19 protein-coding genes are annotated in these 22,724 nt (G+C 67.1%); 10 read left to right on the top strand and 9 right to left on the bottom strand.

The window, feature by feature from the left end; genetic code table 11:
* Nucleotides 1-129 precede the first annotated feature (129 nt).
* From J7I85_RS20585 to J7I85_RS20560, 6 genes are all read left to right on the top strand, one after another.
* Nucleotides 130-915, top strand: coding sequence for an IclR family transcriptional regulator (locus J7I85_RS20585; RefSeq protein ID WP_214856651.1), 786 nt, complete (start codon nt 130-132; stop codon nt 913-915).
* Nucleotides 916-1,021: 106 nt separating this feature from the next.
* Nucleotides 1,022-1,783, top strand: coding sequence for an SDR family NAD(P)-dependent oxidoreductase (locus J7I85_RS20580; RefSeq protein ID WP_214856649.1), 762 nt, complete (start codon nt 1,022-1,024; stop codon nt 1,781-1,783).
* Between the two features lie 64 nt (nt 1,784-1,847).
* Nucleotides 1,848-3,533 (top strand): FAD-dependent oxidoreductase, encoded by a 1,686-nt coding sequence (locus tag J7I85_RS20575; protein ID WP_214856641.1) that lies wholly within the window; start codon nt 1,848-1,850, stop codon nt 3,531-3,533.
* A 2-nt stretch (nt 3,534-3,535) separates the two neighbouring features.
* The gene (locus tag J7I85_RS20570; RefSeq protein WP_214856634.1) at nt 3,536-3,865 is read left to right on the top strand and encodes a Dabb family protein; all 330 of its coding nucleotides are present in this window, start codon (nt 3,536-3,538) and stop codon (nt 3,863-3,865) included.
* Between the two features lie 10 nt (nt 3,866-3,875).
* Nucleotides 3,876-5,282, top strand: coding sequence for an MFS transporter (locus J7I85_RS20565; protein WP_374102507.1), 1,407 nt, complete (start codon nt 3,876-3,878; stop codon nt 5,280-5,282).
* Nucleotides 5,283-5,310: 28 nt separating this feature from the next.
* Complete coding sequence (locus tag J7I85_RS20560) at nt 5,311-5,526, top strand: hypothetical protein (protein WP_214856626.1); 216 nt, start codon at nt 5,311-5,313, stop codon at nt 5,524-5,526.
* Nucleotides 5,527-5,629: 103 nt separating this feature from the next.
* Here the strand turns inward: J7I85_RS20560 and J7I85_RS20555 are convergent, their stop codons facing one another.
* Both J7I85_RS20555 and aspS read right to left on the bottom strand, forming a co-directional pair.
* Entirely contained in the window at nt 5,630-6,427 is a 798-nt protein-coding gene (locus tag J7I85_RS20555) for a GNAT family N-acetyltransferase (RefSeq protein WP_374102512.1), read from the bottom strand.
* 127 nt (nt 6,428-6,554) lie between these two features.
* On the bottom strand, nt 6,555-8,342 hold the full coding sequence (aspS, locus tag J7I85_RS20550; RefSeq protein WP_214856606.1) for an aspartate--tRNA ligase: 1,788 nt from the start codon (nt 8,340-8,342) through the stop codon (nt 6,555-6,557).
* 99 nt (nt 8,343-8,441) lie between these two features.
* On the opposite strand from aspS, the gene J7I85_RS20545 reads away from it, so the two are divergent.
* Nucleotides 8,442-9,701 carry an APC family permease gene (locus J7I85_RS20545; protein WP_214856599.1) on the top strand — a complete coding sequence of 420 codons (1,260 nt, stop codon included), beginning with the start codon at nt 8,442-8,444 and terminating at the stop codon, nt 9,699-9,701.
* 39 nt (nt 9,702-9,740) lie between these two features.
* Here the strand turns inward: J7I85_RS20545 and hisS are convergent, their stop codons facing one another.
* Entirely contained in the window at nt 9,741-11,096 is a 1,356-nt protein-coding gene (gene hisS, locus J7I85_RS20540; RefSeq protein WP_214856592.1) for a histidine--tRNA ligase, read from the bottom strand.
* Between the two features lie 262 nt (nt 11,097-11,358).
* Here hisS and J7I85_RS20535 point away from each other — a divergent pair, with 262 nt between their 5' ends.
* The 3 genes from J7I85_RS20535 (at nt 11,359) to J7I85_RS20525 (ending at nt 14,855) form a co-directional block, all read left to right on the top strand.
* Complete coding sequence (locus J7I85_RS20535; RefSeq protein ID WP_214856580.1) at nt 11,359-12,168, top strand: peptidylprolyl isomerase; 810 nt, start codon at nt 11,359-11,361, stop codon at nt 12,166-12,168.
* A 72-nt stretch (nt 12,169-12,240) separates the two neighbouring features.
* Nucleotides 12,241-13,995 (top strand): DUF349 domain-containing protein, encoded by a 1,755-nt coding sequence (locus J7I85_RS20530; RefSeq protein WP_214856572.1) that lies wholly within the window; start codon nt 12,241-12,243, stop codon nt 13,993-13,995.
* A gap of 122 nt (nt 13,996-14,117) precedes the next feature.
* The gene (locus tag J7I85_RS20525; RefSeq protein ID WP_251024618.1) at nt 14,118-14,855 is read left to right on the top strand and encodes a type IV toxin-antitoxin system AbiEi family antitoxin; all 738 of its coding nucleotides are present in this window, start codon (nt 14,118-14,120) and stop codon (nt 14,853-14,855) included.
* Here J7I85_RS20525 and J7I85_RS20520 read toward each other — a convergent pair.
* From J7I85_RS20520 to ruvA, 6 genes are all read right to left on the bottom strand, one after another.
* A complete protein-coding gene (locus J7I85_RS20520) occupies nt 14,736-17,129 on the bottom strand; it encodes a bifunctional (p)ppGpp synthetase/guanosine-3',5'-bis(diphosphate) 3'-pyrophosphohydrolase (RefSeq protein ID WP_214856565.1) in 2,394 nt (797 codons plus the stop codon). The genes J7I85_RS20525 and J7I85_RS20520 overlap by 120 nt on opposite strands.
* A 282-nt stretch (nt 17,130-17,411) precedes the next feature.
* Nucleotides 17,412-18,428: a protein translocase subunit SecF gene (gene secF, locus J7I85_RS20515; RefSeq protein ID WP_214856557.1), complete on the bottom strand. Its 1,017-nt coding sequence runs from the start codon at nt 18,426-18,428 to the stop codon at nt 17,412-17,414.
* The gene (gene secD, locus J7I85_RS20510) at nt 18,428-20,185 is read right to left on the bottom strand and encodes a protein translocase subunit SecD (RefSeq protein WP_214856550.1); all 1,758 of its coding nucleotides are present in this window, start codon (nt 20,183-20,185) and stop codon (nt 18,428-18,430) included. The genes secF and secD overlap by 1 nt, the downstream gene beginning before the upstream one ends.
* Before the next feature lie 100 nt (nt 20,186-20,285).
* Nucleotides 20,286-20,681, bottom strand: a complete 396-nt coding sequence (gene yajC / locus J7I85_RS20505) for a preprotein translocase subunit YajC (RefSeq protein WP_214856908.1) — start codon at nt 20,679-20,681, stop codon at nt 20,286-20,288.
* Nucleotides 20,682-20,914: 233 nt separating this feature from the next.
* Nucleotides 20,915-22,003, bottom strand: coding sequence for a Holliday junction branch migration DNA helicase RuvB (ruvB, locus tag J7I85_RS20500; RefSeq protein WP_214856540.1), 1,089 nt, complete (start codon nt 22,001-22,003; stop codon nt 20,915-20,917).
* Nucleotides 21,996-22,643 carry a Holliday junction branch migration protein RuvA gene (gene ruvA, locus J7I85_RS20495; protein ID WP_214856533.1) on the bottom strand — a complete coding sequence of 216 codons (648 nt, stop codon included), beginning with the start codon at nt 22,641-22,643 and terminating at the stop codon, nt 21,996-21,998. Before ruvA ends, ruvB begins: the two co-directional genes overlap by 8 nt.
* Between the last annotated feature and the right edge of the window lie 81 nt (nt 22,644-22,724).

Below are 22,724 nucleotides of genomic sequence, written 5' to 3'. Positions count from 1 at the left end.
CCTGCTCCGTTCTGCCTGCGGGCCACCCCATTGCGGCGGCAGGCGTTGACTGACAAACCCCCAGTAGATCCGGAAGCACGCCCACCCGGGAGGAGGATTACCATTGAGCGGGAATCGACAGGAGGAACAGTGGCCAACTCCGCATCCGGCGAGTCGATCATCGGACGTTTCGTGAAGATCGTGAGCGCCTTCGATGACCGGCACCCCGCCATGAGCGTTGCCGAGCTGGGGCGCCGCACCGGCCTGCCGGTGACCACCGTCTACCGGCTGGTCAATGACCTGCTGCTCGAGCGGCTGCTGGAACGAGAGCCCGGCGGCGACATCCACATCGGCACGCGGATGTGGGAACTGGCTTCCCGGGGCTCCAAGATGCTGGGCCTGCGGGAAGCCGCGCTGCCGTTCATGGAGGACGTCCAGGCGGTGGTGCAGCACTCCACCACGCTGGGCATCCTCGATTCGGACGAGGTCCTGTACATCGAGCGGCTGGGCTCAGATAAAACGATCGTGGACATCACCAAGATCGCGGGCAGGCTGCCGGTCCACGCCACGTCCTCGGGACTGGTGCTGCTGGCACACTCCCCCGCCGCGTACCAGGACGCCTTCCTGGCCCGGCCCCTGACGAAGTTCACCGACACCACACTGACCGAGCCTGCAGCGCTCCGGCGCCACCTGGCCGAGATCCGGCAGCGCGGGTTTGCCGCCATGCCAGGGGTGATCGTGCCGGAGTCCAGCGGCATCGCCGTCCCGGTGTTCGGACCCGACAACACTGTCCGCGCCGCGCTCAGCGTGGTGGTGCCGCGCAACGAGGAGAACGCGCCTGCCCGGGTGCCCGTGCTGATGGCCGCGGCGCGCGGGATCTCCCGCGCCCTGGGCTGGCGGGGCGAGCTGAAGGGAACGCTCCGGCAAAGCCACTGACAGCCGGTTTTGCCGTTCATCGGCAATCGTGTGGTTCCCCTCATAGGTCCCCTGCCACGCTGGCTGGGAAGCAGCGACGAGGCTGCAGGATCACGAGGAGCACCACATGAATCCCATCCAGAACCGCGTGGCCGGAAAGACCGCCATTGTCACCGGAGGCCGCGGAGACCTGGGCAGCGCCACCGCCGCCCTCCTTGCCGAACACGGCGCGAAGGTTGCCAGCATGGACGTTGCCGGCGCCCCCGCCGCCACTGCCCACGAAAACATCAGTGAGTACGACGTCGACGTCACCAGCGAGGCCAGCGTCGCCGACGCCATCCGCCGGGTCCGGGACGAACTGGGCACCCCGGACATCCTGGTCAACGCCGCCGGCATCATCGGCCCGGCAGGAGCTTCCCACACCGCCTCGACGGCCGACTTCGACACGATTTTCAACGTCAACGTCAAGGGCGTCTGGCTGATGACCAAGCACGTTGTCCCCGGCATGATCGAAAAAGGCACCGGCAGCATCGTCAACTTCTCCTCCATCCACGGCCTCACCGGCGGCCGGAACGTGCCGCTGTACCACGCCACCAAGGGCGCTGTGCGGCTCCTGAGCAAGTCGGACGCAGCGGCCTACGGCGGCCACGGCATCCGGGTCAACTCCATCCATCCCGGATCCATGAACACCAGGATGAGCCGCCGCTCCGCCGAACAGTCGGACATCGGTCCTGAGGCCTACTACAAGCAGCTGGTGGGCTCCAACCCGCTGCCCCGCCAGGGCGAACCGGACGAGATCGCGTACGGCGTGCTCTACCTGGCCTCGGACGAGTCGCGCTTCACCACCGGTTCCGAGCTCGTCATCGACGGCGGCTACACCGCTGTCTGACGCCGCGCCCCCGCTGCCCAACTGCGGCAGCACCCCTCATCTTCGTTTTGAAAGGCAACACCCCATGAAATTCATCAACGGCACCTTCGCGGACACTTACGACGTCGTCGTCGTCGGTTCCGGTGCGGGCGCACTCACCGCGGCGGCCACCGCCGCCCGCGCCGGCAAGTCCGTCGTCGTCCTCGAAAAGAGTGAACTGCTGGGCGGGACCTCCGCCGTGTCCGGCGGCATGCTCTGGGTGGCGGACAGCCACCACGCACGGAAGGCCGGGATCACCGATTCCAAGGCAGCGGCCGCCGAGTATGTGCGGGCCGTAGCCCGCGGCCGGGGCCGCGAGGACCTGCTGGACGCCGCGCTGAACTATGGCGACCAGATGCTCCGCTTCGTCGAGGCGGAGTGCGGCGTCCGCTTCATCTTCCTCGACAACTTCCCCGATTACCGGCAGGATCTCCCCGGTGCAGTGGCGGGCGGCCGCACGATTGAGCCCGAGCTGTTCAACAGCGCCGAAGCGCTGGGCGGCCTCCGCGCGCACGTGCGCAGTGACGGCCGGGCCCCGTTCACCATGCAGGAATACGAGGAGTGGGGCGCCTTCACGAAGTTCCCGTGGGACGAACTGGCTGGTCGTCAGGACGCCGGCCTCGTGGCCAAGGGACAGGCGCTCGTGTCCATGCTGCTCGCCAGCCTGGTCCGCGACGGAGCCGCGCTTGTCACCGCGGCACGCGGGCACCGCCTGCTCACCGACGGCGGCCGGGTGACCGGCGTCGAACTGGAAACCGGCGAAGCGTTCCATGCCCGCGACGGCGTGGTGCTCGCGACGGGCGGCTTCGAATGGGACAAGGCCCTGGCCGACTCGATGCTGGCGTCCCGGCTCTACACCATGTGCTCGCCGCCCTCGAACACCGGTGACGGGCTGCGGATGTCGCAGCGCATCGGCGGCCAGACCCGCGGCACCCGCGAAGCCTGGTGGGCGCCGATGGCCGTCACCGGCGACACCCGAGACGGGCAGGCGATCGGCACCCTGCTGCGGTTCGAGCGCCAGGGCCCGGGGTCCATCATGGTGAACCGCCACGGCCGCCGCTTCGCCAACGAGTCGCAGAACTACAACGACCTCGCCCGCAGCCTGCAGTCCTGGGACTCCGCCGCCAACCGCACGCTCAACACCCCGGCGCACGTGATTGTGGACCACGGCTACTTGGAGCGCTACGGCATCCTTGCCCACCGCGCGGGCCAGCCGACGCCGGATTACCTGATCGAGGCGCCCACGCTGGCTGAACTCGCCGCGAAGATCAACGTTCCGGAGGAGAACCTGCAATCCACAGTGACCCGGTTCAACGAGTTCGCGGCCAACGGCGAGGACCCCGACTTCGGCCGCGGCGAAAGCGCCTACGACAAGTACTGGGGCGACGCCGACTGCCCGTGGCCGAACCCTTCACTGGGCCCGCTCGAATCCGGGCCCTTCTACGCGCTGGAGGTGGTGAACGGCGCCTTCGGCACCAATGGCGGCGTGGCCACCGACGGGTCAGCCCGCGTGCTCGACGTCGACAACCGCCCCATCCCGGGCCTGTTCGCCGCCGGCAACACCACGGAAAACGCCTACGCGGCAGGCTACCCGGGCGCCGGCGCCACCCTCGGGCCCATCATGACCATGGGCTACCTCGCCGGCCGCACCCTTGCCGGCCAGTCCCCCGAGTACTGGTCCGCCGAGGACAGCACTGCGGCCCAGCCGGCTACGGAACTGGTGGGTGCCTGAAAATGATCCGCCACACCGTGCTCTTCCAGTTCAAGCCCGACTTTCCGCCGGCCCACCGGCAGGCCTGGATTGCCGGGCTCAACAACATGGCCGGAAAGATCCCCGGCATGCTCAGCCTGAGCCATGGCCCGGACGTCCTCAACACCGAACGCTCCTTCGACTACGCCATCGTGGCCGACTTTGAAAACGTCGAGGACATCGCCGTCTACAACACGCACCCGCTCCACGAGCCGCTGAAGGCGTACTCGTTCCCCAACAGCCGGCAGATCCTCGCGGTGGACTTCCACCTCCCGGACACCGCGCCGGCGCCCATGGAGACAACGCAGTCTTAAGGAGATTCCCGTGACCACTACCCCATCACCGCGGGTTCCTCTGCCGGTTCCGCGCCAGGTTCCCCAGCAGGCCCCGCGGAAGACGCCCCGCAAGGCCGCCCTGGCGTCCTTCCTCGGCAGCACATTGGAGTACTACGACTTCTTCATCTACGGCACCGCCGCCGCACTTGTGTTCCCCCACCTGTTCTTCCCCTCCGCGGACCCGGCCATCGGTCTGATCGGCGCCTTCGCCACCTTCGGCGTCGCGTACGTGGCGAGGCCTGTTGGCGGACTGGTGATGGGCCACTTCGGCGACAAGCTGGGCCGCAAGAAGATCCTGCTGCTGACGCTCGGCATCATGGGCCTGTCGTCCCTCGGCATCGGATTCCTGCCCACTTACGAGCAGCTCGGCGTCTGGGCTCCCATCCTTCTGGTGGCGGGCCGGCTGGCGCAGGGCTTCTCCGCCGGCGCGGAATCGGCGGGCGCCTCGACCCTGACGCTCGAACACTCGCCCGAAGGCAGGCGCGGGTTCTTCACCAGCTTCGTGATGACGGGGTACGCCTCCGGCATGGTGCTGGCCACCCTGGTCTTCATCCCGGTTACGGCACTGCCGCGGGAAGCCATGATGAGCTGGGGCTGGCGCATCCCGTTCTGGCTCTCCATCGTGGTGCTGGCCATCGCCTACTGGGTCCGCACGCACCTGGACGAAACACCAGTCTTCGAAGAGGCCCAGGAGCGCCGCCAGGTGGCCCCGATGCCCGTCAAGGAAGTGCTCCGCTTCCAGGCCGCGGATGTGCTGCGGGTGGCGGGAATGTCCATCATGTCCGTGATGCAGACCATCTTCACCGTCTTCGGACTCGCCTACGCCACGTCCGGCGCCGGTTTTGACCGGGCGTCCATCCTGACCGTGAACGCCGTGGCCATCGGCCTGTCCATGTTCACCATGCCGCTGGCGGCCAGGCTGTCCGACCGGATCGGCCGCCGCCCGCTCCTGCTGACTGCAGCGATCGGCTGCTCCGTCACGATCTTCCTGTACTTTATGGCCCTGTCCTCGGGCAACATCGTGTTGGTCTTCCTCGCCGCGTTCCTGAACATGACGCTGCTGTACTCGGGCTTCAACGGCATCTGGCCGGCGTTCTTCGCCGAACAGTTCGCAGCGCCGGTCCGGTACTCCGGAATGGCGCTGGGGAACCAGTTCGGCCTGGTCCTCGCCGGCTTTGGCCCGATGATCGCCGGGATGCTGCTGGCTCCCGGGGCATGGTGCTGGGTTCCGGTTGCCGTCTTCGGCACCGTCTGCATGCTCATCGCCGCAGGGTCCGCATTCTGGTCCCGGGAAACGGCGACCACACCGATCGAGGAGCTCGGCGGCCCGTACCTCGCGGGCATCGCTCGCCGGCGACAGGCCGAAGCACAGCAGCCCGCCCTTCAGCACCGCTGAGCCCAAAACCGCCCGGAAGGAAAAGACCATGACGCAACACACCAGCCGCCGCATCAGGTACCCGCACCGTTGGCCGGTCCAGGTCCCGCAGTTGCCGGCGACCCGGCAGCAACATCCGCAAGCCGCTGCTACCGCTGAAGTACTCCCGGCGGCCACACAGTCCCCGGACACGCAGGACGCGTTCGACGGCGAGCTGGTCACCGCCCCGTGGATGGGCCTCCACTACGTGCCCGAAGCCCCGTAACACCGCGCAGCTTCCGCTCCGTTTCGACGGTTCCCTGCCCGTTAGACGTTGCGCAACGTCGTAGGGGCGGGGAACCGTCGAAACGGCGGGGTGGAGGCACAGCTCAGCAGCCGGTCAGGGCTCGCCGCGGCCGCTCTTGCCGGTAGCAATACCGGGACACCTCACCGAACCCTGCCCGGGTGTACAGCTCCCGGGCAACGGAGTTCGAAGCCATCACCAGCAGCCAGTAGCCGGCCAGCCCCCGCTCCGCACCCGCACGGACCAGGGCCTGCTGGATCCGGGTGGCGTAGCCGCGGCGCCGCGCGTCGGGCCTGGTGGCCATGCAGTACAGCCCGCCCCAGCTGCCCGCCGCGCCGGGAACTGCCGCGCCGGGAACAGCAGCCCCGCCGGGATCAACAGACCAGCCGTGAACAACGGCAAGGCGTCCGACGGCGGCCGGCCCGCCGTCGTCGTCCCTCACCAGGGCGTACAGCGCCGGGCAGCCGGTGAGGATGGCACGGGCAGTCTCCAGCTCCGCGGCGCCGCCGCGGCCGTCCACGGACCACCACAGTTCCAGCCATTCCGCCGACGGACGCTCCGAGATTTCGACGCCGGCACTTACCGGAAGGCTGTCCCGCGGCTCCGCACGCCGGGACATGACCAGGGTCTCGGACTGCCTGGTGTAACCCAGGGTGTCCAGCACGGCATTCAGCGGGGCAGCGTCGTCGTGGTCGAAGATCTGGTAGATCACCGGAAGCCGCCGCTGCCGGTACCAGGAAGCGGCGTCCCGGACAGCAGCGGCGGCGTCTGCGGCAGGCACCCGTGGCCAGACTGAGTTCGCCCGCTGCGTGACGCCGCGGGCAGCGCGGAGCACCCACGCGCCGGTATCGTGACGTTCGGGGGCCGGCCAGGCGGCATCCATCAACGCTTCCAGACCGGACAAGACTTCCACGCGGGTATCCTCCATCCGCCGCGACCGGGCAGTAAAGAGCAAGAGCTCCCCGTTTCCGGGGAGCTCTTGCTGCGTTCAGCCAACCAGCCTGTCGAAGCTAGTCGGCCTTCTTCTCTTCGGGCTTCTTGGCCTCGGGTTTGAAGTCGACGCCGGCCTCCTTGCGCTGCTGCCCGGTGATGGGCGCCGGGGCGTCGGTCAAAGGATCGTGGCCGCCGCCGGACTTCGGGAAGGCAATGACGTCGCGGATCGAGTCCACGCCTGCCAGCAGAGCCACCACGCGGTCCCAGCCGAACGCGATGCCGCCGTGCGGCGGGGCGCCGTACTTGAAGCCCTCCAGCAGGAAGCCGAACTTCGTCTGGGCATCGGCCTTGTCCAGGCCCATGAGCTCGAAGACGCGCTCCTGCACTTCGCGTTCGTGGATACGGATGGATCCGCCGCCGATCTCGTTGCCGTTGCACACGATGTCGTAGGCGTAGGACAGCGCGGCCTCCGGGTCCTGGTCAAAGCTGTCCAGGAATTCTGGCTTCGGCGAGGTGAAGGCGTGGTGCACTGCCGTCCACTTGCCTGTACCGACGGCCACATCGCCCGACGCCACCGCGGCAGCGGCGGGTTCGAACATGGGGGCGTCGACCACCCAGCAGAAGGCCCAGGCGCTGGGGTCGATCAGGCCGGTGCGGTGACCGATCTCGACGCGGGCAGCACCCAGCAGCGCGCGGGACGGGGTCTTCTCGCCGGCAGCGAAGAAGATGCAGTCGCCCGGCTTGGCGCCCACGGCGTCGGCCAGGCCGGCGCGTTCGGTCTCGGTGAGGTTCTTGGCCACCGGGCCGGCGAGCTCGCCGTCCTCCTTGTAGAGGACATACGCCAGGCCCTTGGCGCCGCGCTGCTTGGCCCACTCCTGCCAGGCATCGAGTGCACGGCGGGCCTGCGAGGCACCGCCGGGCATGACGACGGCACCGACGTAGGGCGCCTTGAAGACGCCGAAGTTGGTGTCCTTGAAGAACTCGGTCAGCTCGGTCAGCTCCTGGCCGAACCGCAGGTCGGGCTTGTCCGAGCCAAAGCGGGCCATGGCGTCGGCGTAGGTGATGCGCTGGATCGGCGTCGGGATTTCGACGTCGATCAGGTTCCAGACGGCCTTAACGATGTTCTCGCCGAGGCGGATGATGTCGTCCTGCTCGACGAAGCTCGCCTCGATGTCCAGCTGGGTGAACTCCGGCTGGCGGTCGGCACGGAAGTCCTCATCGCGGTAGCAGCGCGCGATCTGGTAGTACTTCTCGAAGCCGCCCACCTGCAGGAGCTGCTTGAACAGCTGCGGTGACTGCGGCAGCGCGTACCAGGAACCCGGCGCCAGGCGGGCCGGGACCAGGAAGTCACGGGCGCCTTCCGGCGTCGAACGCGTCAGGGTCGGCGTCTCGATTTCGACGAAGCCCTCGTCGTGCAGCAGGTCGCGGGCCACGCGGTTGGCCTCGGACCGGAGGCGGATGTTGCGGCTGGGGCCGGGGCGGCGCAGGTCCAGGTAGCGGTGCTTGAGCCGGGCTTCCTCCCCCACTTCCACGTGCTCATCGATCTGGAAGGGCAGTGCGTCGGCGGTGTTGAGGATGACCACCTTGTCCGCCATGACCTCCACCTCGCCCGTGGCCAGGGCAGCGTTCTCGTTGCCTTCCGGGCGCTTGGAGACCGTTCCGGTCACCTGGAGCACGTATTCGTTGCGCAGCCCGTGGAAGACCTCTTCCTCACGGACCACCACCTGCGCCACGCCCGAGGCGTCACGCAGATCGACGAATGCGACACCACCGTGATCACGACGGCGGCCGACCCAGCCTGCCAGGGTTACGGTTTGTCCAATGTGCTCGGAGCGAAGGGATCCGAGGTCATGTGTGCGCAGCACAGCATTCCTTTCAGAAGGAAGACAGAATGAAGTTTAAATACGATCGTTGCGGAAACGATCCCGTCCGAGTTTACCCGTTTGAAAGGTTCCTGCCCTGCCATGACCAAGCACCAGCAGCTGCAACGAAGACTCAGTGTGGGCGACGCAACAGCCATCGGGCTCGGATCCATGCTCGGCGCCGGCGTTTTTGTCGTCTTCGCACCGGCGGCCCGCCTGGCCGGAGAGCTGCTGCTCGTGGCCATAGCCCTTGCCGGCGCCGTGGCGTACTGCAACGCCGTCGCCTCGGCCCAGCTCGCGGCAAGGTATCCGCAAAGCGGCGGCACCTACGTCTACGGCCGGAAGCAGCTTGGCGAGTGGCCCGGTTTCCTCGCCGGCTGGGGTTTCGTGACGGGCAAGTCGGCCTCCTGCGCGGCCATGGCGCTGACCTTCGGCCAGTACGTTGCGCCGGGTTACGCCACGCCCGTGGCCATAGCAGCGGTCGCCGCACTGACAGGCGTGAACCTGCTCGGCATCACCCGGACCGCCTTCCTGACCCGCATCCTGCTCGCCATCGTCCTGGCCACCCTGGCGTTCGTGGCCGCGGCGAGCATTGTGGGGCCGCATGTTGCCGACGGCGGGAGCACCGTTTCTGCACAGGCTGGCGGCGGCTGGGGCATTCTGCCCGCCGCAGGCCTGGTGTTCTTCGCCTTTGCCGGATACGCGCGCATCGCCACGCTCGGCGAAGAGGTCAAGGACCCGGCCCGCGTCATTCCGCGCGCTATCCTCGGGGCCCTGGCCGGCGCCCTGGTCATCTACCTGCTGCTGGGGGCGCTGCTCCTGGCGCATCTTCCGGCGCACGTGCTTTCCTCCTCCACGGCGCCGCTGCTCGACGCCGTGGAACAGTCCCGGCTGGCCGCCGGAGCACCGGCCGTCCAGGCAGGCGCCGCCGCCGCCTCGCTCGGCGCTCTGCTCGCCCTCATCACCGGCGTGGGACGCACGGCCATGGCGATGGCCCGCGAACGCGACCTCCCCGGTCCCCTGGCCCGGCTGGGTGGGCGCCATCCGGTGCCGGTAACCGCCGAACTGGCGGTGGCCGCCGTCGTCGTCCTGTTGTTGCTCACCACCGACGTGCTGACGGTGGTCGGCTTTTCCAGCTTCGGCGTCCTGCTGTATTACGCGGTAACGAACGCCGCCGCGTTCACGCTCCGGGAGCGGCCCCGGCACGCGCCCAAGTGGCTCAACGCCGTAGGGCTGGCCGGCTGCCTGGTCCTGGCGTTCACCCTGCCGACGGCCTCGGTACTCGGCATGGCGGCCGTCATGGGCGCCGGACTCGCCGGGCGCGCCGTCGTGCTTGCGTTCCGGAAGCGGCGGTTGCGCTGATCCGGGAAGGGACGGCGGAGGAAGCCGGCGCCGCGGTGATCAGCTCGCCGGCGTGGCTGCGACCTGGACGCGGATGTCCTCGTCCGACGGCGTCCACGTCGCCGGATCGGCGTCGACCTGCACCCCGGAGCGGATGTCCTTCACCTGGTGCTTGCCGTCCTCGTCAGTGAACCAGACGAAGGGGATGCCGCGCCGGTCTGCGAACTTGATCTGCTTGCCGAACTTCTCGGCCTTGGCGGCCACCTCGGCGGCGATGCCGCGGCTGCGCAGCTCCGTGGCCACGTCCTGTGCTTCGCCCCAGCTCTCGTCCGAGGTGAGCGCCACGAACACTGCCGTGGGCACGGAACGGGAAGCCTTGGCCAAGTCCTGGCTGAGGATGCGCGAGACGAGCCGGGTCACGCCGATGGACAGCCCGACGCCGGGGAACTTCCGGTTTCCCTTGCTGGCCAGGGCGTCGTAGCGGCCGCCGGAGCAGATTGATCCGAGCTGCTCGTGGCCCACCAGGACGGTCTCCACGACAGTTCCGGTGTAGTAGTCCAGTCCGCGGGCGATGCTCAGGTCTGCGACAACCTTGCCCGGAACCCGCTTCACAGCAGCCTCAATCACCTGTTCGAGTTCGTTCAGGCCCTCCTCCAGGAGGTCGTTGCTGACCCCGAGCGACCGGACCTGCGCCACGAAGGACGTGTCCTCGGTCTTGATGCCGGCAAGCTTCAGGGCCGCCTGCGCCTGCTCGTCGGTGGCGCCGAGCTCGGATTTGAGCAGCTCAGCCACCTTGTCCGGGCCAATCTTCTCCAGCTTGTCGATGCTGCGCAGCACTCCGGCGGTGTCGGTCAGGCCGATGCCGCGGTAGAAGCCCTCGGCAAGCTTCCTGTTGTTGATGCGCAGCCGGAACTCCGGAATCGGAAGCGCGCCCAGCGCCTCCGCGATGACCAGGGCGATTTCGACGTCGTAGCGGAAGGGCAGCTCGCCGTCGCCCACCACGTCAATGTCAGCCTGGGTGAACTCGCGGGCGCGGCCTTCCTGCGGACGCTCCCCGCGCCAGACCTTCTGGATCTGGTAACGGCGGAACGGGAAGGCCAGGTAGCCGGCGTTTTCCACGACGTACCGGGCGAAGGGCACTGTGAGGTCAAAGTGCAGTGCTAGGGCGTGCGGATCGTGCTTGCCCTTCCCGGCTTCCTCCCCCTCGTCGTCCTGCAGCCGGCTCAGGCCATACACCTCTTTATCGATGTCGCCCTTGCGGAGCAGCTGGCCCACGGTTTCCACGGCGCGGGTCTCAATGGAAGAGAAGCCGTGCAGTTCGAAGGTGTGGCGCAGCGAGTCCAGGACATGCTGCTCCACCAGCCGCTCCTCGGGAAGCCACTCGGGGAATCCGGACAGGGAGGCGGTGCGTGCCATGGTGGAATTTCTCCTCAGGTAAACGAAGGCCGGAGCCGCTGCGCCGTGTTCCGCGTCGACATGTGAACCAAACGGGGGCGGCAGCGGCGGGAGTCCAGCCTGTTCTGCATAAACTTATGTGCGGCAGTCAGTTTATGCTTTCGGCGCCTGCATCTCTAATGCGGGAGGCCGGGCACTGGCGGGCTGCCGCAGCGCAATCTGCAGCCGGGAATGCCTTCAGGGGCTAGCCCGGTCCGGCAGTGACAAACAATGAGGAGGACCCGTGGCGGCCAGTCCACGCGAAGCCAAGAGGCGCATCCAGCAGATGGAAGCCAAACGCGAGCTTCGACGTGACCAGGAGAAGCGCCGCAAGCGGGACAACCTGGTAGCGGGAGGTGCGGGAGCCGCAGCGGTGGTGCTCGCCGTCGTGCTTCAACTGACGTTGTTTGCCGGGAACCCGACCGAAGAGGAATTCGCTGCCGCCGAGGCGGACCTGAAGACGCCGTCCGGTTCGGCGTCCGGCTCCGCCACTCCGTCAGCGTCCCAGACCAATGCTGCGAACATCCCCAAGCCCGCGACGGCGGCCGGCAAGACGTTCACCGGCGAACTGAAGCTGAATAGCGGCACCCTGGGCGTGCAGCTGGACGGCACCAAGGCCCCACAGGCAGCCGCCGTGTTCAAGTCCCTGGCCGACCAGAACTACTACAAGGGCGTCAGCTGCCACCGCCTCACCACCGCCGAGAACTTCGGCGTCCTGCAGTGCGGCTCCAAGACCGGCGATGGCCAGGGCGACCCCAACTACACCTGGGGGCCGCTGGAGAACACGCCGGCAAACAACAAATACCCTGCCGGCACCATTGCCGTGGCCCGCACGGGTAATAACGCCTACGGCAACGGCACGCAGTTCTTCATCGTCTACAAGGACACGGTCATTCCGGCCGACTCCGCCGGCGGCTACACCGTCGTGGGCAAGGTGACGTCAGGCTTGGACGCCGTGACCAAGATTGCGGCGGCAGGTCTTAAGCCGGGCGAAAGTGACACGGACGGCGCACCTGCGGAACCAGTCACGATAGACTCATTTTCTCTGAAGTAGGAACCTTGTGGAGCCAGCGGCCACAGGCGACTAGTGAATGAGTATTTTCCTCCAAGCGAAAGACTTTTAGCGGTGACAGACAGTCAGAAATCCGACGAAACAGCAGCCGAAGTGACCGAGGTCCAGGCTTCCCCCGAGACCGTGGATGGAGCACAGTCCGTGAAAGCGGCCGAGCCCGTGCAGGCGACGCAGCCCGACGAGGCGGTACAGCCCGACGATGCGGCACAGCCCGACGAGGCGGTACAGCCCGACGCCACCCAGGAAAGCCCGCAACCGGAGGCTGTGCAGGAGGACAACGCTCCGGCGGAGGACACTGCCCCGGCGGAGGACAACGCTCCGGCGGAGGACACTGCCCCGGCGGAGGACAACGCTCCGGCGGAGGACACTGCCCCGGCGGAGGCCGCCGCCAGCCCGCAGCCGGACGCCGTGCAGGAGAAGCCGGCAGCCAGCCCCGCACCGTCACCGAGTCCGACGCCGGCACCCCGGCCCGCGCCGACGCCGGCCGCCTTTGCCGCCCGACCCAAGGCAGGTCCGGCTTCCACTACGGCTCCGGTGCAGGCACCGCCTGCCACGTCGCTTGCCGAAGCCGCCCGCTGGGGCCGGGTGGAGGGCGACGGCCACGTCTTCCTGACCATCGACGGCGAGGAGCATCCGGTCGGTCAGTACCCGGACGTCAGCAACGACGAGGCCCTGGCCTACTTCGCGCGGAAGTACGACGACATCGTCGCCCAGGTTGTCCTGCTGGAACAGCGCGTGGCCTCGAAGGCCCCCACCACTGACATGCAGAAGACCGTGACGCACCTGCGGGAGCAGCTCGCCGAACGGAACATGGTGGGCGACATCCGTTCCGCTGAGAGCCGGCTGGACACCCTGTCCACCCAGATCACGGAGCTGGAGAAGGCGGAAAAGGCTCAGCACGACGCCGTTCGCGCCGCCGAGCTGGCCGCCCGTGAGGCCATCGTGGCCGAAGCCGAGGCCATCTCCGGAACCGATCCGGCCCAGGTTCAGTGGAAGACGTCCAGCGCGCGCATGAACGAGCTGTTTGAAAGCTGGAAGACCGCGCAGAAGAGCGGCGTACGGCTCGGCCGCAGCAACGAGGACGCCCTGTGGAAGCGTTTCCGCGCCGCCCGGACCGTCTTCGACCGGCACCGCCGCGCCTACTTCTCCCAGCTAGACAGCAACAACTCGGCGGCGAAGTCGGCCAAGGAGAAGCTGATTGCGGACGCCGAGGCACTGTCGACGTCCACAGACTGGGGCTTCGCCGCCGGAGAATACCGCCGGCTGATGGACGAGTGGAAGGCATCGCCGCGTGCCAGCCGCAAGGATGACGACGCCCTGTGGGCCCGGTTCCGTGCCGCGCAGGACGTCTTCTTCAGCTCGCGCCAGGCTGCCAACGACGAGATCGACCAGGAATACGCCGCGAACCTGGTGGTCAAGGAGGCGCTCCTCGAGGAGGCTTCCGGCATCGTACCGGTCAAGGACATCGCCGCCGCCAAGAAGGCCCTGCAGTCCATTCACGACCGCTGGGAAGAGGCAGGCAAGGTTCCGCGTGCGGACATGGGCCGGATTGAGGCCGGGCTGCGCCGGATCGAGGATGCAGTCCGCCAGGCCGAGGACGAGAAGTGGCAGCGCTCCAACCCGGAGACCAAGGCCCGCACCAACAGCGCCTTGAGCCAGCTCGAATCCGCCATCGCCGGCCTGAAGGATGACCTGGCCGAGGCAGAGAAGAAGGGCGACCAGCGCAAGATCAAGGCCGCCCGGGAAGCCCTGGAAGCACGCCAGGCATGGCTGGACCAGATTCAGCGTTCGGCTAGCGAGCTTTCCTAAGCAACAGCCCTACCAAGCTAGTCCGGCTCTCCCAAGCAGCAGCCGTACGGGCCCCGTTCCGGTTATCCACATAACCGGGGCGGGGCCTTACCTGTTAAGGCCGCGTCCGGCAGGATGACGGAATGGCACCGTACTCCCAGCCCCCTGTTTTTTCGCAGGCACGGGGCGATTCACCGCCCGCGGACTCCCCCGCACAGCTGCTGGAGCTCTATTCGCCGGGGCTGCCCTTCACCTGGCCGGAGCTCCAGTCCATGGCGTCCGACGGCGTGCTCACGCAGCTCTATCAGCACGGCTACACCGTTCCCGGGACTGCCGCCTCCCCGCAGCTGCGGGCACGGGCCGCTGCCCACGGGGTGCCGGCGCCGGTGCGGCGGCGTGTGGTGGCGGGGCGGATGACGGCGGCCTGGATTTACGGGTGCGCCCGCGAGCCGGACCGGTTGGCCTTACTGGTGGACGCCAAACGCCGCATCTCCAGCCTTCGCTCGACCCGCGGCTGCACGCTCCACGAAGTCCGGCTCGGACCGTTCGACGTCGTCAGCCTGGGCGGCCTGATGGTCTCGAGTCCGCTCCGGACGGCACTGGACATCGCCTTGCATGTTGAGGCCGAGAGGGCAGTTCCTGCCCTCCGGCTGCTCTTGGCGAAGCCCGAACTCGATGTCAGGCTCCGGCTCCTGGTCCTGGCGGTCGAGGCGATGCCACGGCTGCCGCACAAGAATGCAGCCCTGGAGAAGCTGTCGCTGTTAGCTTCTCCGGCGGTTGCCCGTGGTCCGGTAGACGTCGAACACCCCGTCGATCCTCCGCACAGCACTGAGCACGTGGCTGAGGTACTTGGGGTCGCCCATCTCGAAGGCAAACTTTGAGATGGCCACGCGATCCGTGGACGTGTGGACACTCGCCGCCAGAATGTTCACGTGGTTCTCCGAAAGTATGCGCGTCACGTCGGAGAGGAGCGACTTCCGGTCCAGCGCCTCCACCTGAATCTCCACCAGGAAGACGCTTGACTGCGTCGGCGCCCAGTCCACGTCCACGATCCGATCAGGCTGGTCCTTGAGGCCGGCGACGTTGGTGCAGTCCGTGCGGTGCACCGACACGCCCGAGCCGCGCGTGACGAAACCGAGAATCGGGTCCGGCGGCACGGGAGTGCAACAGCGGGCCAGCTTCACCCAGACGTCGCCCACGCCGCGGACCACCACGCCGGAATCCGAGAACCGCGCCTTGCTGACCTGGGTGGGAATGCTGACTTCGGTGAGGTCGTCATCGGGTGTTTCATTGCCGCCAAGGCTCTCGACGAGCTTTTCCATGACGGACTGCGCGGAGGTGTGGCCGTCGCCAACTCCGGCATACAGCCCGGAAATGTCGACGTACTTGAAGTCCTCGGCCACGGCGGCAAGCGCGTCGTGCGTCATGAGGCGCTGCAGGGGAAGGTTCTGCTTCCGCATGGCGCGGGTCAGCAGCTCCTTGCCGCGGTCGATCGCCTCTTCGCGGCGTTCCTTGCTGAACCACTGCCGGATCTTGTTGCGTGCCCGGGCGCTCTTGACGAAGTGCTGCCAGTCCTGGCTGGGCCCGGCGCCCTCGGCCTTCGAGGTGAAAATCTCCACCCAGTCGCCATGGTTCAGCTCGCTGTTGAGCGGCACGAGCTTGCCGTTGACCCGGGCTCCGATGGTGCGGTGGCCCACCTCGGTGTGCACGGCATAGGCGAAGTCCACCGGCGTGGACCCGGCGGGCAGCGCCATGACCTCACCCTTGGGGGTGAAGACGAACACTTCGCGGGCGTTGATCTCGAACCGCAGCGAGTCGAGGAATTCGCCGGGGTCGGAGGTCTCCTGCTGCCAGTCCACGAGGGAGCGGAGCCAGCCCATGTCACCGTCTCGCGGGCTGCCGGGTCCGGTGGCGGTCCGGTTCGGCTGGTCCTTGTACTTCCAGTGCGCGGCCACGCCGTACTCGGCGCGGCGGTGCATCTCGTGCGTCCGGATCTGGATTTCAACAGGCTTGCCGCCCGGGCCGATCACCGTGGTGTGGAGGGACTGGTACATGTTGAACTTCGGCATCGCGATGTAGTCCTTGAACCGGCCAGGCAGCGGGTTCCAGCGCGAATGCAGGGTGCCCAGGGCGGCGTAACAGTCGCGGACCGAGTCCACCAGGACTCGGACGCCCATGAGGTCGTTGATGTCGTCGAAGTCCTTGTCCCGGACGATCATCTTTTGGTAGATCGAGTAATAGTGCTTGGGCCGGCCGGTGATCGTGGCCTTGATCTTGGCGGTGCGCAGATCGTCGGCGATCTGGTTCCGGATCACGCTGAGGCTCTTTTCGCGCTCCGGCGTGCGGTCGCCCACCATGCGGACGATTTCCTCGTACACCTTGGGATACAGCGCCGCGAAGGACAGGTCCTCGAGCTCCCACTTGATCGTGTTCATGCCGAGCCGGTGTGCCAGCGGCGCAAAGATTTCCAGGGTTTCCCGGGCTTTGCGGGCCGAAGACTCGGCGGAGACGAACCGCCACGTGCGCGCGTTGTGCAGTCTGTCCGCAAGTTTGATCATTAGTACGCGGATGTCTTTGGCCATGGCCACGACCATCTTGCGGACAGTCTCGGACTGGGCTGCCTCGCCGAAGCTGACCTTGTCCAGCTTGGTAACGCCATCAACCAGCATGGCGACTTCGGGGCCGAAGTCCGCCCGGAGGTCCTCAAGGGTGTAGGGCGTGTCCTCCACGGTGTCGTGGAGCAGCGCAGCCGCCAGGGTGGTGCCGCTCAGCCCCAGCTCGGCGAGGATCGTCGCGACGGCGACGGGATGGGTGATGTAGGGATCGCCGCTCTTGCGCTTCTGCCCGCGGTGGCTTTGCTCCGCCACCACGAACGCCCGCTGAATGAGGTCGAAGTCTTCCTTGGGGTTGTTCGCCCTGACGGTCCGCAGCAGCGGTTCCAGGATGGGTGAGTACGTCGCGGTGCTCCGGCCCGTCAGCCGTGCCAGGCGGGACCTCGTCCGCTCACGCCGGCCCGGGAAGGTGGGCCGGACGCCGGAGCTGTCCACGGGCACGCCCGGCGCCGGGCGCCCGGCAGCCACCAGACCAGTCTGCTGTCCCTGGCCCGGACCGTTGCCTCCGGCAGCCGTTGGCGCCGACGTCGAACCTTCTTCCAATGAAGTACCCCTCACGACCCGTTTAATTATCCCAGTGTATTCCCGCTCCGGGCCCGACCGATAACCGCGTCCGTCACCAACGGCCCCGCCCAGTATGCAGCCCAGTACCCAGCCGGGTACCCGGAGGGCCCGGCGGGAGACATACAGGCGCTCAACGGGAGGCACACAGGGGCTCAACGCAAAGACCGGATGCCGTCACGGTGACGGCATCCGGTCTAAGGGCAGGTACTCCAGGCGTTGGCAGGCGCCCTGGGTTTTTGCGGCCCTAGGCTTTTGCGGGCCCTAGGCTTTTGCTGGCTCGACGGCTGCAGCCTTGGCAGCGGCGTCCGCGCGGCGCTGCTTGACACGCTGGGCCTGCTTGACCAGCGGCGCCTCGCCCTGGCGCAGCCAGGCGTACATCGGTGCGGCGATGAAGATCGTCGCGGCGGTGCCGATCAGGATCCCGACGAACAGTGCGAGCGACAGGTCGCGCAGGGTTCCGGCACCCAGCAGGCCGGCCCCGATGAACAGAATCGCCCCGACCGGAAGGATGGCAACCATCATGGTGTTGATGGAGCGTACCAGGGTCTGGTTGACGGCCAGATTGACTTCCTCGCCAAAGGTCCGGCGCGTGGAGGAATCGATGTCCGCCGTGTTTTCACGGATCTTGTCGAACACCACCACGGTGTCGTACAGCGAATAGCTGAGCACCGTAAGGAACCCGATGATCGCCGACGGCGTGACCTCGAAGTCGCTGAGGGCGTACACACCGGCCGTGATGAACATGGTGACGAGCATGCCCGCGATCGCCGAGAGGGACATCTTCCAGGTCCGGAAGTAGAGGGCCATCAGGACCGTCGCGAGGGCAACGAAGACCACCAGGCCAATCAGGGCCTGCTTGGTGACGTCAGCGCCCCAGGTGGGGCCGACGAAGGTGGAGGTCACCTCGTTGTCAGTCACGCCGTAGGCCTTGGTGAGGCCCTCCTTGATCTTGAGGGTCTCGTCGTCGGAGAGCTTGTCCGTCTGGATCCGCATGGTGGTTCCGGCGACGTTGGCGACGCGCGGCACACTGCCGGGAACGACGTCGTGGACAGCCTTCTCGCCTACGGATGCCTCGGTGGTCTTGACGTTGGACACCGTGAACTCGGAACCGCCACGGAACTCGATGCCCAGGTTGAAGCCGCCCTTCACCACCGGGATCAGGATCGACAGCGCAACCGCAACGGCGGCCACGATGAACCAGATCTTCTTGGCCCCGACGAAGTTGTAGGAACGCTTCCCTGTGTAGAGCTCGTTGCCGAATTTCGCGAAACTGGACATTACTTGCCCTCCTTGGCCGGGCCCTTGGAGGAACCGGCGAGCTGCTCCTGCTGCTCCGCGCGGCGGCGTTCAGCGATGGTCATCCGGCGCTCAGCCTCAGCCGCGGCACCGGTGTTCTTGGCGCGCACCACTGACGGCTTGTCCTCGGGGCTGCGGAGCCTGCCGGCGCCGCGGTAGAGCGGCACTGCACCGAGGCGCTCGGGGTCAAGACCGGAGAACTTGTGGCCTTCGCCAAAGAACCGGGTCCTGGCCAGCTGCTGCAGCGTCGGGTGCGTGAACATGAACACGACGATGAGGTCGGCGATGGCGGTCAGGCCGAGGGTGAAGGCAAAGCCCCGCACGTTGCCGACGGCCACGAAGTACAGCACCAGTGCGGCCAGGAGGTTGACCGCTTTGGATGCCAGGACGGTCCGTTTGGCCCGCTTCCATCCGTTCTCCACGGCCGACACCAGGCCGCGGCCTTCGCGGAGCTCATCACGGATGCGTTCGAAGTAGACGATGAAGGAGTCCGCGGTCTGGCCGATTGACACGATGATGCCGGCCACACCGGCGAGGGAGAGCCGGTAATTCTCGGTCCAGCCAAGGATGGCAATGGCGAGGTACGTGAGCGCACCCGCCACCACCAGCGACGCGATGGTGACGAAGCCAAGCGCACGGTACTGGAACAAGGAGTAAACAACCACCAGCAGCAAGCCGATCAGGCCGGCGAGGAGGCCCATCCGGAGCTGCTCACCGCCGAGGGTGGCGGAGATCTGCTGCTCGCTCTGGATGTCGAAGCTGATGGGCAGGGCACCGAACCGGAGCTGGTCGGACAGTGCCTTGGCCGACTGCTCCGTAAACCCGCCAGTGATCTGCGGGCGTCCGTCGGTGATCACTGCCTGGGACCGCGGGGCCGAAATGACCTGGTTGTCCAGGACGATGGCGAACTGCGACTTGGGATCGCTGCCGGTCTCGCCGCCTGCGGCAACGTAGAACTGGTTAAGGCGCTCGGTGACGGTCTTGAATTTGGCCGTTCCCTCCGCGTTGAACTGGATGTTCACAGCCCATTCGTTGGTGACGGCACCCTGGGCGCCCTGCTGGAGCTGGAACGTCGAGCCCTGGATCTCCACACCCTTGACCTCGACCGGACCCAGGATGTATTTGATCGCGGGTGTCTGGTCCGTGGCAGGCTCGCAGGTGACCAGCGGCTTGGCGGGATCGGAACGTTCCTGCTTGTCCTGGGCCGGGTTGTCGCAGTCAAGGGCTTCGAACTGCTTCTGGACGTCCGCGGTGATCCAGTTGGAATCACTGGCATTCGCCGGCTTGGCCGTCGGCTTCGGCAGCTGGGCGGCGGGTGTCCGCTCCGCGGCGGGCACCGCTGCGCCCGCGCCGGTGACGAGGACCGGGCGGAAATTCATGTCCGCGGAGGCTTGGATGAGGGCGCGGGTCTCCGTGGACGGGGTGCCGGGCAGGCTCACCACCACGTTGCGGCCGGACTGGGTGCTGATCTCAGCCTCAGCAACGCCGGAGCCGTCCACACGCTGGCGGATGATGGCCACCGCCTGGTTGAGCTGCTCCTCATTGATGTCCGAGCCACCCTCAACCTTGGGGGCCAGGATCATCTGGGTGCCGCCCTCCAGGTCCAGGGCAAGCTTCGGGGTCCAGCTGGCAACCCCGGACATTGTGCCGCCCGCAAGGACGGCCGTCATGGCAGCCAGGATTACGCCAAGCCAGACCAGCACCCGAAGGGATGGTTTATTGCGGCCAGTTCGTGCCATTGCCTATCTTTCTATTAATTGCGGAGGGCCGCCGGTGCGAGCCTTGTCGCACCCGGCGGCTCCGCAGCCGTAGACAGCTGTGCTGTGCGGAAGCAGCGGACTAGATGTCCTTCTTGCCCTCGTCATTGAGGCGCTTGAGGGTTTCGTCCGGAGTCTCGTCGACCGTACCGGCCTTGGCTTCAGGGGCCAGCGAGTCCTCGGCCGTCAGTGCCGACGCGTCGTCGGGAACAGCCTCTGTTTCGACGGCGGGTTCCACGATCTTGTTCACGGCCTGGCGGTGGACGGTGGCCAGGTGGCCGGGCGACAGTTCCAGGACAACCTTGTTCTCCGCCTCGTCAATGGACACGATCCGGCCGAACAGTCCGAAACTGGTCATGACCTCGACGCCCGGAGAGAACTGCGACTGCAGCTCGGTCTGCTGCTGCCGGGTTTTCTTGTTGCGGCGGAACATCATGAAGATGAAAACGCCGAGCATGACGAACAGCAGAATGGTCATGATGTCGATGCCGCCGCCGGACTGCGGCTGGGCCTGGGCACTAATATGTCCGAACAAGTGAAGTTCCGTTCTGTACTTGCGTAGCTGGTTGACAGCGACGTCCGCTTTGTACCGGGCTGCCCGCCCGGACACGGGAAACCGGCGCGGGCGGCCCGCCGAAGCGGGACACGGAAACAAAGCCCGGACGTGCCGAGCGTCTTTCCAGTCTAGAGGGAAAAGCTGGGAGGGCGCTGCTATTGGGTGCTGGAAACCCATTCAGATGACGATTCTTCATCGCCCGGCCCGGCCTCGAAAAGGTCCAGGGTTTCCTGCCCAAAGACCCCCGCTGGTATTGCCAGCCCAAGGTGGGTCCAGGCCGGGGCCATGGCGATCCGGCCCCTTGGCGTCCTGCCCAGCAGCCCTTCCCGGACCAGGTACGGCTCGGCGACCGTCTCCACGGTCTCCGGCTCCTCCCCGACGGCGATGGCCAGGGTTGACAGTCCCACCGGACCGCCGCCGAATTTGGTGATCAGCGCTTCCAGCACGGACCGGTCCAGCCGGTCCAGCCCGCGTTTATCCACTTCATACATGTCCAGTGCGGCAGAAGCGGACCGGGCGTCAATCTGTTCAATCCCGTGGACCAGCGCCCAGTCCCGGACGCGCCGCAGCAGCCGGTTGGCAATGCGCGGGGTGCCGCGTGACCGTCCGGCGATTTCCGTGAAACCAGCCGAATTCACCTTCAGGTCGAGGAGGCCGGCGGACCTGCGCAGCACCAGCTCCAGTTCCTCCACCGAATAAAACTCCAGGTGGCCCGTGAACCCGAACCGGTCCCGGAGCGGACCCGGAAGAAGTCCGGCGCGCGTGGTGGCACCCACCAGCGTGAAGGGCGGCAACTCCAGCGGAATGGCCGTGGCACCGGCCCCCTTGCCCACCACGATGTCCACCCGGAAGTCTTCCATGGCCATGTAGAGCATTTCCTCGGCCGGACGGGACATCCGGTGGATTTCGTCGAGGAAGAGGACCTCGCCCTCTGACAGTGAGGAAAGTATGGCGGCGAGGTCGCCCGCGTGTTGGATGGCCGGGCCGCTGCTGATGCGCAGCGGGGCGTTCATCTCGGCAGCGACAATCATGGCGAGTGTGGTCTTGCCGAGGCCGGGAGGACCGGAAAAGAGCACATGGTCCGCGCTGCGCCCGCGCATCCGGGATGCCTGCAACACAAGGGAAAGCTGTTTGCGGACCCTGTGCTGGCCTACGAAGTCATCGAGGTTCTTGGGCCGGAGCGCCGCCTCGATGGCCCGCTCCTCCGGCTCTTCTCCCCCGGCGACCAGGGACGGCTCAGCCACGGCTGCCTACCCTGTTGCCCGCCCGGGCTCCGTCCTGGCCGAGCCAGCGCAGCGTGGTGCGCAGGATCTCGGCAACGTTGCCTTCGCCGGCAAGTTCCGGCGCGTCTGCGAGGGCCTTGTCGATGCTGCCCGTGGCGTCCTTTTCGGACCAGCCCAGGCTGGTCATGGCGGCCACGACCTGCGGCTTCCAGACGCCTTCCGATGACGCAGCCGGCGCTCCCGCGGGCGTCGCCGTGCCGTGCGGAACCAGTTTCCCGGCGAGTTCAAGAACGATGCGCCCGCCGACCTTCGGGCCGATGCCCGGGACCTTAGTGAACGTCTTGCTGTCCCCGGTGTGCGCCGCCACGCGGATGGCTTCGGGGTCGTGCACGGCGAGGACCGCAAGGGCGAGCCTCGGACCCACTCCGCTGACACTGAGCAGAACGTCAAAAACTTCCCGTTCGTCGTCGCTCGCGAAGCCGAACAGGGTCAGGGAATCCTCCCGGACGATCAGGGAGGTGAAAAGCTTTCCCTCCTCGCCGGCCCGCAGCTTGCTGAGCGTCTGCGGCGTCGCGTAGACGCTCATGCCGGCGCCGTTGAGGTCGATGACGGCGGTGGACAGTCCGACGTGCGCCACGGTTCCGCGGAGAAAACTAATCAAGGCCGGGGCTCCTGAACTTGCGCCGGCAAAGAACCGACTATCCGAACATATCTACGAATACCCTAACAAGCGCCGGCGACA

This window comes from Arthrobacter sp. ISL-65 (assembly GCF_018613795.1).
Lineage (GTDB): Bacteria > Actinomycetota > Actinomycetes > Actinomycetales > Micrococcaceae > Arthrobacter.
This window is presented reverse-complemented; position numbering and strand designations above follow the sequence as displayed.

Excerpts from the sequence above, each read along its gene's own strand:
- J7I85_RS20580 (WP_214856649.1), top strand. The coding sequence starts at position 1,022 with ATGAATCCCATCCAGAACCGCGTGGCCGGAAAGACCGCCATTGTCACC.
- J7I85_RS20575 (WP_214856641.1), top strand. The coding sequence starts at position 1,848 with ATGAAATTCATCAACGGCACCTTCGCGGACACTTACGACGTCGTCGTC.
- J7I85_RS20570 (WP_214856634.1), top strand. The coding sequence starts at position 3,536 with ATGATCCGCCACACCGTGCTCTTCCAGTTCAAGCCCGACTTTCCGCCG.
- J7I85_RS20560 (WP_214856626.1), top strand. The coding sequence starts at position 5,311 with ATGACGCAACACACCAGCCGCCGCATCAGGTACCCGCACCGTTGGCCG.
- J7I85_RS20555 (WP_374102512.1), bottom strand. The coding sequence starts at position 6,427 with ATGGATGCCGCCTGGCCGGCCCCCGAACGTCACGATACCGGCGCGTGG.
- J7I85_RS20545 (WP_214856599.1), top strand. The coding sequence starts at position 8,442 with ATGACCAAGCACCAGCAGCTGCAACGAAGACTCAGTGTGGGCGACGCA.
- hisS (WP_214856592.1), bottom strand. The coding sequence starts at position 11,096 with ATGGCACGCACCGCCTCCCTGTCCGGATTCCCCGAGTGGCTTCCCGAG.
- J7I85_RS20525 (WP_251024618.1), top strand. The coding sequence starts at position 14,118 with ATGGCACCGTACTCCCAGCCCCCTGTTTTTTCGCAGGCACGGGGCGAT.
- secF (WP_214856557.1), bottom strand. The coding sequence starts at position 18,428 with ATGTCCAGTTTCGCGAAATTCGGCAACGAGCTCTACACAGGGAAGCGT.
- secD (WP_214856550.1), bottom strand. The coding sequence starts at position 20,185 with ATGGCACGAACTGGCCGCAATAAACCATCCCTTCGGGTGCTGGTCTGG.
- yajC (WP_214856908.1), bottom strand. The coding sequence starts at position 20,681 with ATGACCATTCTGCTGTTCGTCATGCTCGGCGTTTTCATCTTCATGATG.